This is a genomic window from Nocardia brasiliensis ATCC 700358 (assembly GCF_000250675.2).
Lineage (GTDB): Bacteria > Actinomycetota > Actinomycetes > Mycobacteriales > Mycobacteriaceae > Nocardia > Nocardia brasiliensis_B.
The window spans coordinates 7,768,004-7,784,494 of record NC_018681.1 but is presented as its reverse complement, the minus strand read 5'-3'; the positions used below and the strand labels follow the sequence as shown (position 1 = coordinate 7,784,494).

Sequence of the window (16,491 nt, the reverse complement as noted above, 5' to 3'; positions counted from 1 at the left end):
AATCCGTTGTGCGTGAGACGATCTAGGCGGCCGACGGCCGACGCGGTAAGAACACGGTGAAGGTGGCTCCTTCCCCCGGCCTGCTGTCCAAGTTCACCCGTCCGCCGTGCGCGGCGACCAGTGCGTGCACGATCGACAAGCCGAGGCCGGTGCCCCCGCTCGCTCGCGTCCGCGAGGCGTCGGTGCGATAGAAGCGTTCGAACACCCGCGCGGCCGCCTCGGGGGAAAGCCCGGGCCCGGAATCGATTACGTCGAGACGCACCTCGTCGACGCAAGGCGTGAGCCGGACGACGACGGCGGCTGCGGGCGGGGTATGGGTCAGGGCGTTGCCGAGCAGATTGGCCAGCACCTGGCGCAGTCGCGGCTCGTCGCCCAGCACATCGAAGGTGCCCTCGCCCGGTTCGATCACCAGGCCGATCCGGCGCTGCGGTGTGCCCGGCGCGTGCTGGCGGGCGGCCATGGCCTGCGCGCTGTGCACCGCGTCGCCCGCGAGCGCGAGCAGATCCACCGGTTGGCACGCCAGCGGCCGCTTCTCGTCGAGCCGGGCCAGCAGGAGCAGATCCTCCACCAGCAGCCCCATCCGTTCGGCCTCCGATTCGATCCGGCCGACCACCATGGTGGCGTCCTTGCTCGCCCCCTGCCGATACAGCTCGGCGAAGCCACGAATGGTGGTCAGCGGTGTGCGCAGCTCATGGCTCGCGTCCGCAATGAAGCGGCGCATCCTGGCCTCGGAGCGCCGCGCCGCCTCCTCGGACGCCTCGGTGGCGGCGACGCCGTACTGGATCTGCGCCAGCATCTCGTTCAACGAGCGCGCCAGATGGTCGACCTCGGTGTCCACGTTCCGCACCGGGACCCGCCGGTGCAGGTCGCCGCCCGCGATCGCGGCGGCGGTGTCCTCCACCGCGCGCAGCGGCCGCAGACTGCGCTGGATCACCAGGTAGCCGAGCACGCCGAGTGCGACCAAAGCCGTTGTGCCGATGGCCAGTTCGAAGAAGATCAGTCGTGAAACCGTCTCCTGGTTGTCGGTCAGCGGCAAGGCGATGATGGTCGAGCCGTATTCGTTCGAAATGGACAGGACCCGCCAGCGCACCGACGACCCACCGGTCGATCCCACGGTGGCCGGTGAATCACCGAGCTGGGTCGGCAGCTCCGGCGCACCGGAATTGGTCCCGCCGCCATCGGGTTTCGTATAAAGCTGACCTCCGGCGCCCTTGCGCAACTCGAAGAACCGGCGCGGCTGATCGCCGATCGAGCGGGGCGCCGGCAGTTGTGCCGGCGCGTCGGCCGGAATCCATTGCACCGCACCCTGGTCGGAGAGCACCACCTTCATCGGCCGCGGCTCGGCCCAGGAATGCGCCGCGTCGAGCAACTGCTCGTCGGTGCGCTCGGTCAGCGAGCGGCTCAGCCCCGAGGTCACCGCCACCCCGGAGGCGAGCAACGCGGTGGTCGTCAGCAGCAGTACCGCGACTACCAAGCCGATCCGCAACGGTACGGCGGACAGCCGCCGGGCCAGGCGAGCGCGCAGCTTCACGAGTGCCGCACCGAGCGCTGCGCCCGCGTGCCCCACGCACGGATATCACCCATCATGGCCACCAGGATGACCACCGAAATCCAGCCAGAGCTGCGAGCCCGCTGAGTATCTGCTGTGTACTGCGGCCGGTCGGGTCGTCGGTCTCGACCTGCCTCGATCGCCGGGTCCCCGCGGGCGCTCCGCCCGTGCGAGACTCGCTCATGGCCTCTAGCAAGTCACCGCTTGTCCTGCTGCACGGCGTCACCACGTCGGCGCGAGTGTGGGACGAGGTCATCCCGCTGGTCACGCCCCACCACGAGGTCTTCGCGCTGACGGCGCTCGGGCACCGGGGTGGCCCGCCCGTGCGGCGGCGGCCCGCCACCGTCGCCGATCTCGTCGACGGCGCCGAGCGCATGCTGGACGAATTCGGGTTACACCGGCCGCACCTGGCCGGGAACTCCCTCGGCGGCTGGATGGCGATCGAACTCGCCCGGCGCGGCCGGGCGGCCAGTGTGTGCGCGTTGTCGCCGGCCGGGTTCTGGACGGCGGGCACGCACGCGCAATCCGCGGGCGTCACGAAGTTGCGCAGGCTGGCCGCGCTCACCCGGCTCACCCGCACGGTGCAACCGGTGGCCTTCCAGGTGCCGCTGGTCCGTCGCTTGGGCATGCGCGACATCGCTTGCCGCGCAGACCGTTTGACGCCGAGCGCGGCCGCGCAGACCGCGCGTGATCTGCTCGACTGCGCGGTCACCGACGATCTGCTGGGCACCGGTGAACAGATCGCCCCGCTGGACCCGCTGCCGTGCCCGGTCACCCTGGCGTGGTCGAGCCGTGACGCCATCCTGCCGCCGGAGGTCAACGGCAAGATCGCCCGGGAACGCCTGCCCCAGGCTGATTTCGAGCTGCTTCCCGCCGTCGGTCACGTCCCGATGATCGACGACCCGGCCCTGGTCGCCCGAACTATTCTCGCCACCACGCGAACCCACACGCCCGACGCTTAGGTCTCTCGAAGTCCCATTCAGGCCGCCACGGTCCAGCTCGCCGCCTGGCTGCGTCGTTCCTCGCCGGGCGACGAGCTGAACCGCGCAGGCATCCAGCCGGACTTCGCAACCGGGATCATCCCGGCAGCCAGCTCCGCCCAGGCTGAACCCACTTGCGGTCCTTGATCATTCGTCGGGCCGCTCGCTGATTCCGGCCGATGAGCCGGTCGAGATAGAGGTGCCCGGCGAGGTGGTCGGTCTCGTGCTGGAGGCACCGGGCCAGGTAGCCGGTCGCCTCGACGGTGACCGGTGCGCCGTCGACATCCGCTCCGGTGACGCGAGCCCAGTGCGCCCGCCCGGTCGGGAACCATTCACCCGGCACGGAGAGGCAACCCTCCAGATCGTCGTCGGGATCGGGCATCGTCTCCGGGATCGCGGAGGTCTCCAGCACCGGATTCACGACGCACCCTCGATACCGGGTCGGGCCGTCCACCAGGTCGTAGACGAACACCGCCCGCGGATCACCGACCTGATTCGCGGCCAGCCCCGCGCCGTTGGCGGCGGTATTGGTCGCGAAGAGATCGTCGACGAAGGCGGCCAGTTCCGCGTCGAAGGTCGCCACCGGCCGGGCCGGTGTGGTCAGTCGTGGGTCACCGGCAATCAGGATCGGTCGAACAGCCATGCGCATCAGAGTACTCAAATACGAGTAGTCGTGACAGACTAGAAGGGTGAACGAGACTCGCCTGTTCGTGCTTGCGGCGCTGGCCAAGAGCGGCCCGATGCACGGTCATCAGTTGCGCCGCGACGCCCGGCTGGATCGCGCGGAACTGTGGTCGCGGGTGAAACCGGGCTCGCTGTACGGGGCACTGCATCGGATGGCGGACGAGAACCTGATCCGCCCGCTGCGGACCGAGCAACCCGGCGCATTGCCCGCCCGGACCGTCTACGAGATCACCGACGAAGGACTGCGGGAGTTGCGCGCATTACGCGACGAGGCGCTCACCGAAGTCGACATCCGGCCCGATCCGGTCGATCTCGCCCTGGCGGTCAGTGCCGACCTCGACCGGAAGCTGTTGCGCGGCTATCTCGAAGACCGCATCGCCGCGCTCCGCGCGCACGGTTCCCGGATCGCGCATCACCTGGAACGGCGCTGGCCCGAGCAGAGCGTGGTCGACGATCTCGTCGTCGACCACGCCGTCATGCGAATCCAGGCCGAGATCGATTGGCACGAAAAGATTCTCGCCAATATCGACGAACTCGGCGACGCCTCTTGACGGGTCGTGCGGGCTCAGTGGCGGCGGATGAGCAGGACGTTGTCCCGGCGGGTGCCGGGTTCGCCCTCGGGGCTCGGCTGGTCGCGCTCGGCGAGGTCGTCGCGTTCGACGGTCCACTCGGCGGGGTCGAGACGCAGGGCGGCGAGTACCTCGGCGGTGGTGGGGAAGTGGATATCGGTCGGCGGTTCGGTCACCCAGCTCGGCCAATGCGCGTGGCCGACGATGAGCAGTAGACCACCGGGGGCCACGGCGTCCGCCGCGCGGGACAGGATGCGCTCACGCTCGTCGGCCTGCGCGACGGGCGAGTGCAGGTACTGAGCGGAGACGAGATCGAAGGTCCCGGCCGGGAACGAGTGCGCGAGATCGACCTGCTGCCAGGTGATTCCGGTGAGGCCGAGCTCGGCCGCGTGGGCGCGGGCCCGGCCGAGCGCGGTCTCGGACACATCGACGCCGGTGACCTGCCAGCCCCGCTGGGCCAACCAGATCGCGTCCGCGCCCTCGGCACAGCCGAGGTCCAGCGCGGTACCCGCGGGCACCCCGGTGATCTCGCGGACCAGGAGGAAGTTCGGATTGCCGGACCAGACGCGCTCGCGCTCCTGGTAGAAGTTCTCCCAGAACTCGACGGTATTACCGGCCTGGTCTGCGCCGACGCCGTGGCTGTGTGTCTCGGTCATGTCCACCACGATCCCCGCGCGAGGCGCTATTGGCAAACTCGCGTTGCTGATCTGGCAACAATCAATCGGCCTTGCTGTCCGGTTCGCGCTTGGTCAGCTCGACCTTCTGGGTGACCGCGCGGTCTTGGACGAGCGGGGTGCTGCGATGCCCGCCGCTCCACCCGACGCTCGCCTCGGTGCGCATCCGCTCGACCATGTGCGGGTAGTGCAGCTCGAAGGCGGGACGCTCGGACCGAATCCGCGGCAGCTCGTAGAAGTTGTGCCGCGGCGGCGGGCAGGTGGTGGCCCACTCCAGCGAGTTGCCGTAGCCCCACGGATCATCCACGGTGACCACCTCGCCGTACCGATAACTCTTGAACACATTCCAGATGAACGGCAGCATCGACGCCCCGAGCACGAACGCGCCGATCGTGGAAATCATGTTCAGCGCGGTGAATCCGTCGCTGGGCAGGTAGTCGGCGTAGCGGCGCGGCATGCCCTCGGACCCCACCCAGTGCTGCACCAGGAAGGTCAGGTGGAACCCGACGAAGGTGGTCCAGAAGTGCCACTTGCCCAGGCGCTCGTCCATCATCCGGCCGGTCATCTTCGGGAACCAGAAGTAGATGCCGGCGAAGGTGGCGAACACGATGGTGCCGAACAGCACGTAATGAAAATGCGCCACAACGAAATACGAGTCGGTGACGTGGAAGTCCAGCGGCGGCGACGCGAGGATGACGCCGGACAGACCACCGAAGAGGAAGGTCACCAGGAAGCCCAGCGACCACAGCATCGGCGTCTCGAAGGTCAACTGCCCGCGCCACATCGTGAAGATCCAGTTGAAGAACTTCACCCCGGTCGGCACCGCGATCAAGAAGGTCATCAGCGAAAAGAACGGCAGCAGTACCGATCCCGTGGCATACATGTGATGCGCCCACACCGCCACCGAGAGCGCGCCGATCGAGATCGTCGCGTAGATCAGTGCGGTATAACCGAACAGCGGTTTGCGGCTGAACACCGGGAAGATCTCGGTGACGATGCCGAAGAACGGCAGCGCGACGATGTACACCTCGGGATGCCCGAAGAACCAGAACAGGTGCTGCCAGAGCAGCACGCCGCCGGTGGCGGTGTCGTAGATGTGCCCGCCGAGGTGCCGATCGATCGCGAGCGCGAACAGCGCCGCGGTGAGGATCGGAAAGGCAAGCAGCACAAGGATGCTGGTGATCAGGATGTTCCAGGTGAAGATCGGCATCCGGAACATGATCATGCCGGGCGCGCGCAGGCAGATGATCGTGGTGATCATGTTGACGCCGCCGAGGATGGTGCCGAGGCCGGACAGGATCAACCCCATGATCCACAGGTCGCCGCCCGCGCCAGGCGCGTGCTCGAATGTGCTGAGCGGCGTGTAACCGGTCCAGCCGAAGTCGGCGGGCCCGCCCGGCGTGAGGAAACCCGCGGTCGCGATGCTCGCACCGAACAGATACAGCCAGTAGCTGAACGCGTTGAGGCGGGGGAAGGCGACGTCGGGCGCGCCGATCTGCAAGGGCAGCACGGCATTTGCGAAGCCGAACACGATCGGTGTCGCGTAGAACAGCAGCATGATCGTGCCGTGCATGGTGAACAGCTGGTTGTACTGCTCGGTCGAGAGGAACTGCAAGCCGGGCCGGGCCAGCTCGCCACGCATCAGCAGTGCCATCAGGCCGCCGATGAAGAAGAAGGTCATCGCGGTGACCAGGTACATGACCCCGAGCACCTTGGGATCGGTGGTCGTGATCATCTTCCAGAGGTAGGAACCCTTCGGCCCGGTGCGGGCCGGATACGGTCGAGTCGCCTGAAGTTGTTCGGTCTGCGTCACACTCACGGCCGCCGCCACCTCCCGAACCGGGGTTCACCTACGGCCGGCTGGACCGGCCCCGCAGTCAACGTAACCATGTGACGGCGGTCTCACGCCAGCCCTTGATCGACTTTGCCGAAGGTTAGCGGCTGTCCGGCGAATAGCGGGCCCTTGCTTGGTATTTGCTGTCAAGGGGAGCGATCGGCGCGACGCGATGGCGATAGGCCACCGGTATCAGCGAGCGCTCAGAGCTCGAGCGGGTCGCGGATGATGATGCCTTCGACGGCGCGCAGCCGATCGGTCATGGTGGCCAGCAGATCGATCGAGTCGGTCGAGAGGCCGACCGCGGTGTGGATCAATCTGCGCAGCAGCGGGCTGGCCAGCGCGCTGGCCACGCTGATGTCATGGTCGATCGGTGTGGTGCCGAGTGGTCGAACGAGCTGGTCGAGATCCACGGTGAAGTACTCACAATCGGTCATCTGGCCCCCTGGGACCATTGTGGGCGCGCTGGGCCGCGCGCCGACGCGTCGTGCGGTCGGCGAGTTCGATCGCCTGATGCTGCAGCGCACAACGCACTCCCTTCGTCGCTGCATCGACCCAGAACGTTTCGTCCGGTTTCCGGACGACGGACGGAAAACGACAACGATGCCCCGGGCGGACGTGCAACGATGAGGGGCGGCCGAACAATACCGATCTGGTGAGGGGGCCCGCATGGGGACACTGGACGACAGGGTAGCGGTGATCACCGGCGGTGCCCGAGGTCAGGGTCGCGCGCACGCGCTGGCGCTGGCCACGGCGGGCGCGGACATCGTGATCTGCGATATCGCCGAACAGATCGCCGGCCTGCACTATCCGCTCGCCACCCCCGACGACCTGGCCGAAACCGCGAAGCTGGTGGAGGAGACCGGGCGGCGCTGTGTGCCGCTGCGAGCCGACGTGCGCAGCCAGGCCGAGATGAACGCGGTCGCCCAACGTGCCATCGATGATTTCGGTCACATCGACATCCTGATCGCGAACGCGGGTATCGCCTCCAACTCGCCGCTCGCGGACATGGGCGAGCAGATGTGGCAGGACATGATCGAGGTCAATCTCGGCGGCGTCTTCCACAGCTTCCGGGCGGTGGTGCCGCACATGATCGAGCGCCGCTGGGGTCGCATCGTCGCCACCTCGTCCATCGTGGCGCGGATGGGTGTGCGCAACGCCGGCCACTACGCGGCGGCGAAGTGGGGCGTGCTCGGTCTGGTGAAATCGCTGGCTCTGGAGGTCGCCGAGCACGGCATCACGGTGAACGCGATACTGCCCGCGGGAGTGGACACCGACATGATCCAGAATCCGGCCACGTATCAAATGATGTTGCCGGACAAAGAGAATCCCACCCGTGAGGACGTGATGGAGATGTTCGCCTCGGGTCCGCCCAACGGTGATCTGATCGCGCCCGCCGAGGTCGCGGACGCGGTCTTGCTGCTGGTGTCCGAGCACGGCAGGCACTTCAACGGCGAGGCGGTGACCATCTCCGGCGGCATGAGCGCAGGCACCGTGTGACGGGCCGCCCGCCTGGCCGTTCGTGAGCTGTCTCATACTTGGCGCGCTGCCGGAACTTTCCCTTCCGCGTATCCGACCGGTCCTGCGAGACCTGTTGTAGGTGCGTGGACTTTTCAGAGGATGGTGGACTTCAACGTGCAGGTGAAACCCTCGACAGTCCACCTGGTCCGGTTCGGCACCGCGGTCGTGCTGCTCGCCGTCGTCCTCGGCTCGGTGGTCGAGGTGGGCGAGCTGCCCTATCGGGCGGCGGGCACCGCCTATCCCGGATTCGCCGACGTCCTCGGGTACGTGCTGCTGCGCGTCGCCGCCGCGCTGGCCGGTGCGACCGCGCTCGGTGCGCTGGTCTACGCGGTGTGCTGTACCGCGGTCACCGGACGTGGCCGCCTCGATGTCGACGGGTACGCCGGTCTCCGCCTCGCCGAGCGAGCGGGGGTGGTGTGGCTGCTGTCCGCGCTGGCGCTCATCCCGGTGACCGCGGCGAATATCGGCGGCATGACGGTGTCGGGCGTCTTCCGGCTCGGCGCGCTCGGCGCGCTGATCGACGCCGGTGAGAAGCCGAAGGCGTGGATCGTGGTCGCGGTACTCGCCGCGGTGGTGACGCTGGGCGCGCGAATCATGTTGTCCTGGAACGGCGCGGCGGTGCTGCTGCTGGTGGCGGCGATCGCCGTGCTGCCGCCCGCGATGGTCGGCAACGCGGGGGAGGGCCCGAACCACGACTACGGCACCGGCGCGATGATCATCTTCCAATTGGCCGTGTCGGTGCTGCCCGGTCTGCTGTGGTGCGTCACGGAACACGTACGCAGGCAGGGCGAACACGTGGACACGGCGGTGCGCCGCGGCGCGATCATCGGCCTGCTGTGTGTGCTCGCCGCCGCGCTCAGCGGTCTGGTGCTGTGGCTGATCCTGTTGCCCTGGTCGGCGGTGTTCAGTACCGGTTACGGCAGGCTGGCGCTGCTGGTCGGCGCGGCCGGTGTGGGTCTCGCGTTCGTCCTGCGGTTCGCGTTCGCGCGTCGCTCTGCGGCGCCCACCCGCCGGACGGCGCTGCTGATCGCCTGCGGCGCAGCGCTTTCCACGGTGGCGCTGGGCGCGACCGTGGCGATGGCGGTGCAGCCCGCTCCCGCCTTCGCCGATCGGTCCTTCACCGCGCAGGAGGTGTTCCTCGGCTTCGACCTGTTCGATCCGCCGAATGTCGCACGGCTGCTGACCCTCTGGCGGTTCGACCTGGTGATCGGCACCGCGGCGGTGGCGGGCATCGTGCTCTACGTGATCGGCGTCGTACGCCTGCGCCGGCGCGGTGACGCCTGGTCGCGGTGGCGGACGCTGTCCTGGGTAAGTGGTTGTGCCGCACTGCTCATCGCGACCTCGTCGGGCATCGGCACCTACGGCTTCGCCATGTTCAGCATGCACATGATCACGCATATGGCGTTGAACATGTTCGTGCCGGTGCTGCTGGTGCTCGGTGCCCCGGTGACCCTGCTGCTGCGCGCCGTCCCCGCGGCGAAGCGCGGCGAGGTGCACGGGGTCCGGGAATGGGTGCTGGCCCTGCTGCATTCGCGGCCGACCGCGATCATCGCGCACCCCGCGACGGCGCTGACCCTGTTCGTGATCTCGCTCTACGGGCTGTATTTCACGCCGCTGTTCGAGAGCCTGATCCGCTACCACTGGGGGCACGTGCTGATGAACGTGCACTTCCTGATCGTCGGCTACCTCTACTACTGGGGCATCATCGGCATCGACCCGGGCCCGCGCCGCCTGCCGCATCTGGGTCGGCTCGGGGTGTTGTTCGCGGTCATGCCTTTCCACGCCTTCTTCGGTGTCGCCGTGATGTCGATGAACACGGTCATCGGGTCGCGTTTCTACACCAACCTGCAGTTGCCGTGGAACATCGACCTGCTGGCCGATCAGCGGATGGGCGGCGGCATCGCCTGGGTTTCCGGCGAAGTCCCGGTCCTGCTCGTGGTCGGCGCGCTGCTGACCCAGTGGGCGGCGCAGGACCGCCGCACGGCGGTCCGCACCGACCGCAAGGACGACGAGTACCGCGACTCCGACCTCGAGGCCTACAACGCCATGCTGGAGAAACTGGCCCAGACCCGGCGCTGAACCCGGCGAAACCGGTTCGGGCTCACCGCGCGAAGCGCACCTTGCGCAGTCGCAGGCTGTTCGACACCACGAAGAACGACGAGAACGCCATGGCCGCACCGGCGATCAGCGGATTCAGGAAGCCCAGCGCGGCAACCGGAATGGCGAGCACGTTGTAGCCGAACGCCCACACCAGGTTGCCCTTGATGGTGCGCAATGTGGCGTGCGCCAATTCGATCGCGTCGGCGACCGCGCCCAGATCCTCGCGGACCAGGATGACGTCGGCGGCCGCGATCGCGACGTCGGTGCCCGCGCCGATCGCCATGCCGAGGTCGGCGGTGGCCAGCGCCGCGCCGTCGTTGATGCCGTCGCCGACCATCACCACCCGGTGCCCCTGCTCCTGCATGCGGGCGATCAGCTCGACCTTGCCCTCCGGAAGCAGTTCGGCGACCACCTCATCGATGCCGATCTCGTCGGCCACCGCCTGTGCGGCGAAGGCGTTGTCACCGGTGAACATCAGGACGCGCAGCCCGAGCCGGTGCAGCCGGGCGATCGCCGCCGCCGCGGTGTCCTTGACGGTGTCGGCCACCGCGACGACCGCGACGACCGCACCGTCCACCGCGACGAGCACCACGGTGCGCCCGGACTTCTCCTGCCTGCGCACCGCGCGCTGGGACTCCTGCGGGATCTCGATGCCCTGATCGTCGAACAGCCGCGCCCGGCCGACCAGCACCGTGCGCCCGTCGACAACTCCGCGCGCGCCCAAACCCGGTAGCGCTTCGAAGGATTCGACGGCGGGCAGGTCGTCGTCGAGCTGCTCACGGGCGTAGCGGGTGATCGCGGCCGCGACCGCGTGCTCCGAAGCCGCCTCCACCGCACCGGCCCACCGCAGCACCTCGGCGACCGGGTACGGCGCGTGTTCGGTCACCGCGACGACGCTCATCGCGCCGTTGGTCACGGTGCCGGTCTTGTCCAGCACCACGGTGTCCACGTCGCGGGTGGCTTCCAGAGCCTGGTGGCCTTTGATGAAAATGCCCAGCTGCGCACCGCGTCCGGACGCCACCATGAGCGCGGTCGGAATGGCCAGCCCCAGCGCGCACGGGCAGGCCACCACCAGCACCGCCAGCGCGGCCGCGCCCGCGCGATCGGCGCCGGCACCGGCGATCAGCCAGATCACGAACGTCACCGCGGTGATCAGGAAGACGAACGGCACGAATACCGACGACACCCGGTCGGCGATGCGCTGCATGCGCGCCTTGCCGGTCTGCGCTTCTTCGACGAGCCGGATCATGCCCGACAGTTTCGTATCCGCGCCCACCGCTGCGGCTTCCACGATCAGCCGTCCGGTGAGCGCGGTGGTGCCGCCGATCACGGCCATGCCCGCGTGCACGTCGACCGGGATCGACTCACCCGTCATCGCGCTGGCATCGACACTCGATGCGCCCGACACGACGAGCCCGTCGGTGGCGATGGTCTCGCCCGGGCGCACCACGAAACGCTGGCCTTCGACGAGTTCGCCGATGGGAACACGCATTTCGCGACCGTCCCGGGTCAGCACGGTCACCTCGCGCGCGCCTAGCGCGGCCAGCGCCCGCAGCGCGCTGCCCGCCGACCGTTTGGCCTTGGCCTCGAAATACCGTCCGGCCAGGACGAATGCGGTGACGCCCGCCGCGACCTCCAGATAGATCGCGTCGCTCGCCCAGATCGCCGCCCAGACGCCGTCCGGCGCGGGGCCGGACCGATTCGGGTGCAGGAACATGGTGTCCAGCGACCACAGCGTCGCGGTGAGCACACCGACCGAGACCAGCGTGTCCATGCTGGCCGCACCGGCTCTCGCGTTGGCCAGCGCCTTGCGATGGAACGGCGCCGCCGACCAGACCACCACGGGCAGCGCCAGCACCGTGAGCACCAGCTGCCAGCCGGTGAACCGGGTCGAGGGGATGGTGGCGAACATCACCGACAGGTCGGCCAGCGGGAAGAACACCATCAGCGCGACCACCAGCCGGCGCTGCAGGCTGCTGACCTCCGCGTCCTCCGGGGCGGCGCTGATCGCCTCGGCCCGGTCGGTCACCGGCGCGGCACCGAAGCCGATCGCGTCGACCTCGGCGCAGAGTTCCTCGGCGGCGATGCCCGCGGCGGCGTCGATGGTGGCGATGCCGGTGGCGTAGTTCACCGAGGCGGTCACGCCGTCGACCTTGTTGAGTTTGCGCTCGATCCGGTTCGCGCAGGCCGCGCAGCTCATGCCGGTGACGGCGAGCGAGATGCGGGTCGGTTCGGTGGCTGCGGCAGGCTGATCGGGTCGAAGCTGGTCGAGCTCGATGGTCATGAAAGTCCGTTCACGCGGCGGGATCTTGGGTGGAACGCAGGTGGCCGAGGCGACGGCCGAACTGGGCGCCCGGCGGCAACACCAGATCGGCCGGTGCGCGATCGCTGGCCGGTGGCGAGGTATCGGGGCGGCGGCTGCGGTGCACCACCACGACCAGGGCCAGCGCGACGACGAGCACGCCGTGCGAGAGCACCCGCGAGATCGGCACCACGCCGGAGTACAGGTCCGCGACGACGAACGCGCTCAACGCCGCGACCAGCACGCCGAGCACCGGGAGCACACCGGCGGCGGCGTGCGGACGCAGCGCGCAGTAGAGGAAGCCGATGCCGATGGCCAGGCTCCACGCGGTGCTCTCGTTGAGCAGATGCCGGGTCATCTCGGCGCCGTGATGATGGCTCATGCCGAAGTCGAGCCCGGCGAGCTGCGCCAGGCCAAGCACGCATTGCAGGACACCGAGCGCACCGAGCGCGACACGCGCCCAGCCGGCGCCTGTGGTGAACGTGACATCGCGCACCCCGGCCACGGCCGCGCGCCACCGCGACAGTCGCGCGCGATCCGGCCGTTCCAGCTCGGCGGCGGCGAAGATCGCATCGGTCAGATCGGGCGCGTACGACGAGGTGTCGCGCAGCCGTTTCGAGGTCTCGACGGCGGCGACGTACCAGGAACAGCACTCGCCGCACTGCTCGAGATGCTCGTCCACGCGCGCCGCGGGAACGGTCTCCCGTTCGCCGTCGATCCGGGCGGACAGGGCCGTCCGGCACTCTTTGCACTCCACGTCCAGATTGTCGTCTACGGGGCCGCCGAAGTTCCCCGGGGATGCTCGCCGGTTGTCGAGGCCGCCGTGACGACGGTTATTGTTCACCTCATGCCCACCCCCGCCGACGACGACGAGACCACCCGCCTGGCATTGGCGGCGGCTCGCGGCGACCGGCGGGCGTTGGAGAGCTTCATCCGCGCGACCCAGAAGGACGTGTGGCGGCTGCTCGCCCACCTGACCGAGGTCGGCCGGGCCGACGATCTGACCCAGGAGACCTATCTCCGCGCGCTCGGCAGCATCAAGCGTTTCGAGGGCCGGGCCAGCGCGCGCACCTGGCTGCTGTCCATCGCGCGCCGGGTGGTGGTCGATCAGGTGCGGATGGCGGTGGCGCGGCCGAAGATCGCGCACGGTGTGGACTGGGCGGCCGCGGCCGACCGTCAGGTCTCGCGCCGCGACGGCCTCGCCGAGATCGTCGAACTCAACCTGCTGCTCGACGACCTCGCGCCCGAACGCCGGGAGGCGCTCGTGCTCACCCAGGTCCTCGGCCTGTCCTACGCCGAGGCCGCCACCGTGTGCGGCTGCCCGGTCGGCACGGTTCGTTCGCGTGTCGCGCGCGGTCGTGAAGATCTGGTCGCCGCAACCCGATTCGGCATCCGGCGCAGCGCCAACGGCTGAGCCGCCCGGCCGCAACCTCGCCTTTCCTCGCCCGGGATCTGTTGGCCGGGAACAACCTTCGATTCGCCCGCGGTGACTCCGCATGGCCCGCACCGGCTCCGGCCGCCGGAAATTCGCACCGCCCCGTGTCAATTCCGGCGAAGTGGGCATTACCGGCGGTGAAGAAGCGAGGCAATCATGAGTATTTTTCGCAGTGCGAACACTTATCGACGGCGGGACCGCATCGGCACGCGGCGCGGGTGGGGCCGTTCGCGGGACTACCGCGACGGCCGCGGGCGGTCTTGGGGCCGCCGGTCGCAGGATTGGCGTCGGCGCAGGTCCGCGAGTTCGGGCGGATTGGAAGCGGCCGCGCGTTTCGGCTTCGTCGCCCGCGGTATCGCCTACCTCGCGATCGGCATCATCGGGTTCATGCTGGCGATCGGCACGGCCGAACACGAGCCGGACGGCGGCGGTGCGCTGGCTGCGATCGCGAGCAAACCGCTCGGGTATCTGCTGCTGTGGATTCTCGTCTTCGGCTTCGCCGCCTTGGTGGCGTGGCGGGTCACCCAGGTGGCCAGCGCCCGGCGGACCTACTCGGGGGGACACCGGCTCTACGCCGCACTCTCCGGAATCGTCTATGCCCTGGCCTTTTTGGGCACACTGCGGTACGTCGTGCACGGCCGGACGCCGAAGCCGAGCGACGCCATCGCCCGTGACCTGACCGCCCGGATCCTGAGCTGGGACGGCGGCCAGGTGGTCGTGCTGCTGCTCGGCCTGGCCGTCATCGCCTTCGGGATCTGGCAGACCGTGCGCGGCCTGCGCCTCGAATTCGTCGACGACCTGCGCATGGGCTGGATGACGCACGGGTCGCGCCAGGCCGCGATCTGGCTCGGCCGCATCGGCTACGTCGCGCGCGGGGTCGTCGTGCTCGGTATCGGGCTCGCCGCCGTCGTCGCGGCGTTGAACTACGACCCGGCCGAGGCCAAGGGCGTCGACGCGGTACTGCGCGATTTCGCCGAAATGCCTTTCGGCCCTTGGCTGCTCATCCTGGTCGCGCTCGGCCTGATGGCGTTCGGCGCGCTGTCCTTCCTGGAGGCCAAGCACCGCCGCACCTATGGCGGTGTCCCGGTCTGAGCGCCGGATCGGTACGGCTCAGCGGGTGGCGTCCATCCGCTGCGTCCCGATCACGGACAGCAGGCGCAATGCCTCCTCGGCGGAGGATCCCGGTGCGGCGGTATAGATCACGACGCGCTGGTCCCGGTCGGTGAGGTCGAGGACGTCGCAGTTGACGGCGACCGGGCCGACCAGTGGGTGGTCGAAGATCTTGCAGAGCGTGGGTTTCGCGCAGACGTCGTGGGCGGTCCACAAGGCCTCGAATTCCGCACTGCCTGTGCGGAGTTCGTGCACCAGCTCGCCCACCTCGGGATCGTCGGGATAGCGGGCGGCAGTGGCGCGCAGGACGTGGGCCGCGCTGCGCGCGAATTCGTCGGCGTCGGACACGCCGTACAAGCGCCGCCCCGCCACATGCGGGCCGAGGAAGGCCCGGCGCACCAGGTTGCGGTCGCGGCGCGAGAGCGCGGAGAAGTCCTCCATCAGTGCGGCGGCCAGATCGTTCCAGGCGATCACCTCGTAGGTGGCCGACAGCACGACCGCGGCCGCCTGCGGCAGCCGCCGCAGCAGATCGAGGATGCTCTGCCGCACTTCGCGCGACGGACCGGCGGCAGGGCCGGGCGGTGCGCCCGCCAGATGGTGCAGGTGGTCGCGTTCGGCATCCGAGAGCCGTAACGCGCGGGCCAGCCCGGCCAGCACCTCGCGCGACGGACGCGGACCGCGCGCCTGTTCCAGGCGCGTGTAGTACTCGGTGGAGATGAAGGCCAGCTGCGCGGCCTCCTCGCGGCGCAGGCCGGGAGTGCGGCGGCGCGGCCCCGCGGGCAGCCCCACCTCGCCGGGGGCGATCCGTTCCCGTCTGCTGCGCAGGAAGTCCGCGAGTTCTCGTCTGTCCACGCCTCCAGTGTGCTGGAGCGTCGTCGTGCCGAGCCAGGTACACCCGGTACCTGGCTCGGCCGTCGGCCCGGCCCGAGGGTTGACGCCATGGACAACACACAGATCGCCGGAGCGGGTCTCCTGGCCGACAAGGTCGCTTTCGTCACCGGTGCCGGACGTGGGATCGGCGCCGCCGCGGCGCGGCTGTTCGCCAGAGAGGGGGCCCGGGTGCTGCTCGCGGCGCGGACGGAGACGCAGTTGAAAGCGGTGACAGAGGACATCGCAGCGGCGGGCGGCACCGCCCACTACGTGGTGTGCGACCTCGCCGATCCGGCCACTGTACGGGCCGCCGTCGCGCACGCCGTGGATCGGTACGGGCGGCTCGACGTGGCCTTCAACAACGGCGCGGCCGGCGTGCCGCCCGGTCCGATGGACCGGGCGCGGGAAGCCGACTTCGACCACGTCTACGACGTGAACCTGAAGGGCACGTGGGTGGCCATGGTCGCCGAGCTCGAAGCCATCCGGGCGACCGCGGGGACGGGAGCGATCGTCAACACCTCGAGCGTCGGCAGCCTGATGGGCAACCCCGAACTCCCGGCCTACGGTGCGACGAAGGCGGGCGTCAACAGCCTCAGCGCGAGCGCGGCCGTCACGTACGGCCCGGAAGGCATCCGCGTCAACGCCATCGCGCCGGGCACCACCTCGACGGAGATGCTGCACGACTGGGATGCGCAGTCCCCGGGTGTCATCGAGCGGCTCAACGCTGTCACGCCGCTGCGCCGGGCCGCCGATCCGGACGAAATCGCCCAGGCCGCAGCGTGGTTGCTCAGTGACCGGGCCTCCTACGTCACCGGCACGGTGCTGCGCGTCGACGGCGGTATGCGCGCCTGACCCGCCACGGT

The 16,491-nt window shown here is 69.2% G+C and carries 15 protein-coding genes; 7 read left to right on the top strand and 8 right to left on the bottom strand.

The window, feature by feature from the left end:
• Positions 1-22: 22 nt before the first annotated feature.
• Complete coding sequence (locus O3I_RS34630; protein ID WP_014987695.1) at positions 23-1,567, bottom strand: sensor histidine kinase; 1,545 nt, start codon at positions 1,565-1,567, stop codon at positions 23-25.
• A gap of 164 nt (positions 1,568-1,731) precedes the next feature.
• Here O3I_RS34630 and O3I_RS34625 point away from each other — a divergent pair, with 164 nt between their 5' ends.
• Positions 1,732-2,511, top strand: a complete 780-nt coding sequence (locus tag O3I_RS34625) for an alpha/beta fold hydrolase (RefSeq protein WP_041564736.1) — start codon at positions 1,732-1,734, stop codon at positions 2,509-2,511.
• A gap of 115 nt (positions 2,512-2,626) precedes the next feature.
• Here the strand turns inward: O3I_RS34625 and O3I_RS34620 are convergent, their stop codons facing one another.
• A complete protein-coding gene (locus O3I_RS34620) occupies positions 2,627-3,172 on the bottom strand; it encodes a peptide deformylase (protein WP_041564735.1) in 546 nt (181 codons plus the stop codon).
• Between the two features lie 46 nt (positions 3,173-3,218).
• On the opposite strand from O3I_RS34620, the gene O3I_RS34615 reads away from it, so the two are divergent.
• Positions 3,219-3,764: a PadR family transcriptional regulator gene (locus O3I_RS34615; RefSeq protein WP_014987692.1), complete on the top strand. Its 546-nt coding sequence runs from the start codon at positions 3,219-3,221 to the stop codon at positions 3,762-3,764.
• A 14-nt stretch (positions 3,765-3,778) separates the two neighbouring features.
• Here the strand turns inward: O3I_RS34615 and O3I_RS34610 are convergent, their stop codons facing one another.
• The 3 genes from O3I_RS34610 to O3I_RS34600 form a co-directional block, all read right to left on the bottom strand.
• Positions 3,779-4,438 carry a class I SAM-dependent methyltransferase gene (locus tag O3I_RS34610; RefSeq protein WP_014987691.1) on the bottom strand — a complete coding sequence of 220 codons (660 nt, stop codon included), beginning with the start codon at positions 4,436-4,438 and terminating at the stop codon, positions 3,779-3,781.
• A gap of 61 nt (positions 4,439-4,499) precedes the next feature.
• The gene (ctaD, locus tag O3I_RS34605; protein ID WP_193364885.1) at positions 4,500-6,275 is read right to left on the bottom strand and encodes a cytochrome c oxidase subunit I; all 1,776 of its coding nucleotides are present in this window, start codon (positions 6,273-6,275) and stop codon (positions 4,500-4,502) included.
• Between the two features lie 218 nt (positions 6,276-6,493).
• A complete protein-coding gene (locus O3I_RS34600; protein ID WP_014987689.1) occupies positions 6,494-6,727 on the bottom strand; it encodes a hypothetical protein in 234 nt (77 codons plus the stop codon).
• Between the two features lie 232 nt (positions 6,728-6,959).
• Here O3I_RS34600 and O3I_RS34595 point away from each other — a divergent pair, with 232 nt between their 5' ends.
• Complete coding sequence (locus tag O3I_RS34595) at positions 6,960-7,790, top strand: mycofactocin-coupled SDR family oxidoreductase (protein ID WP_014987688.1); 831 nt, start codon at positions 6,960-6,962, stop codon at positions 7,788-7,790.
• Positions 7,791-7,910: 120 nt separating this feature from the next.
• A complete protein-coding gene (locus O3I_RS34590) occupies positions 7,911-9,890 on the top strand; it encodes a cytochrome c oxidase assembly protein (RefSeq protein ID WP_014987687.1) in 1,980 nt (659 codons plus the stop codon).
• A gap of 22 nt (positions 9,891-9,912) precedes the next feature.
• Here the strand turns inward: O3I_RS34590 and O3I_RS34585 are convergent, their stop codons facing one another.
• Complete coding sequence (locus O3I_RS34585; RefSeq protein ID WP_014987686.1) at positions 9,913-12,195, bottom strand: heavy metal translocating P-type ATPase; 2,283 nt, start codon at positions 12,193-12,195, stop codon at positions 9,913-9,915.
• 10 nt (positions 12,196-12,205) lie between these two features.
• On the bottom strand, positions 12,206-12,970 hold the full coding sequence (locus tag O3I_RS34580) for a zf-HC2 domain-containing protein (RefSeq protein WP_014987685.1): 765 nt from the start codon (positions 12,968-12,970) through the stop codon (positions 12,206-12,208).
• 90 nt (positions 12,971-13,060) lie between these two features.
• Here O3I_RS34580 and sigC point away from each other — a divergent pair, with 90 nt between their 5' ends.
• The gene (gene sigC / locus O3I_RS34575) at positions 13,061-13,627 is read left to right on the top strand and encodes an RNA polymerase sigma factor SigC (RefSeq protein WP_014987684.1); all 567 of its coding nucleotides are present in this window, start codon (positions 13,061-13,063) and stop codon (positions 13,625-13,627) included.
• Between the two features lie 177 nt (positions 13,628-13,804).
• Entirely contained in the window at positions 13,805-14,740 is a 936-nt protein-coding gene (locus tag O3I_RS34570; RefSeq protein ID WP_141691869.1) for a DUF1206 domain-containing protein, read from the top strand.
• Positions 14,741-14,758: 18 nt separating this feature from the next.
• On the opposite strand, the gene O3I_RS34565 is transcribed toward O3I_RS34570, so the two are convergent.
• Entirely contained in the window at positions 14,759-15,610 is an 852-nt protein-coding gene (locus O3I_RS34565; RefSeq protein ID WP_014987682.1) for a helix-turn-helix transcriptional regulator, read from the bottom strand.
• An 87-nt stretch (positions 15,611-15,697) separates the two neighbouring features.
• Between O3I_RS34565 and O3I_RS34560 the strand changes: the two genes are divergently transcribed.
• Positions 15,698-16,480 (top strand): SDR family NAD(P)-dependent oxidoreductase, encoded by a 783-nt coding sequence (locus O3I_RS34560; protein WP_014987681.1) that lies wholly within the window; start codon positions 15,698-15,700, stop codon positions 16,478-16,480.
• Positions 16,481-16,491 lie beyond the last annotated feature (11 nt).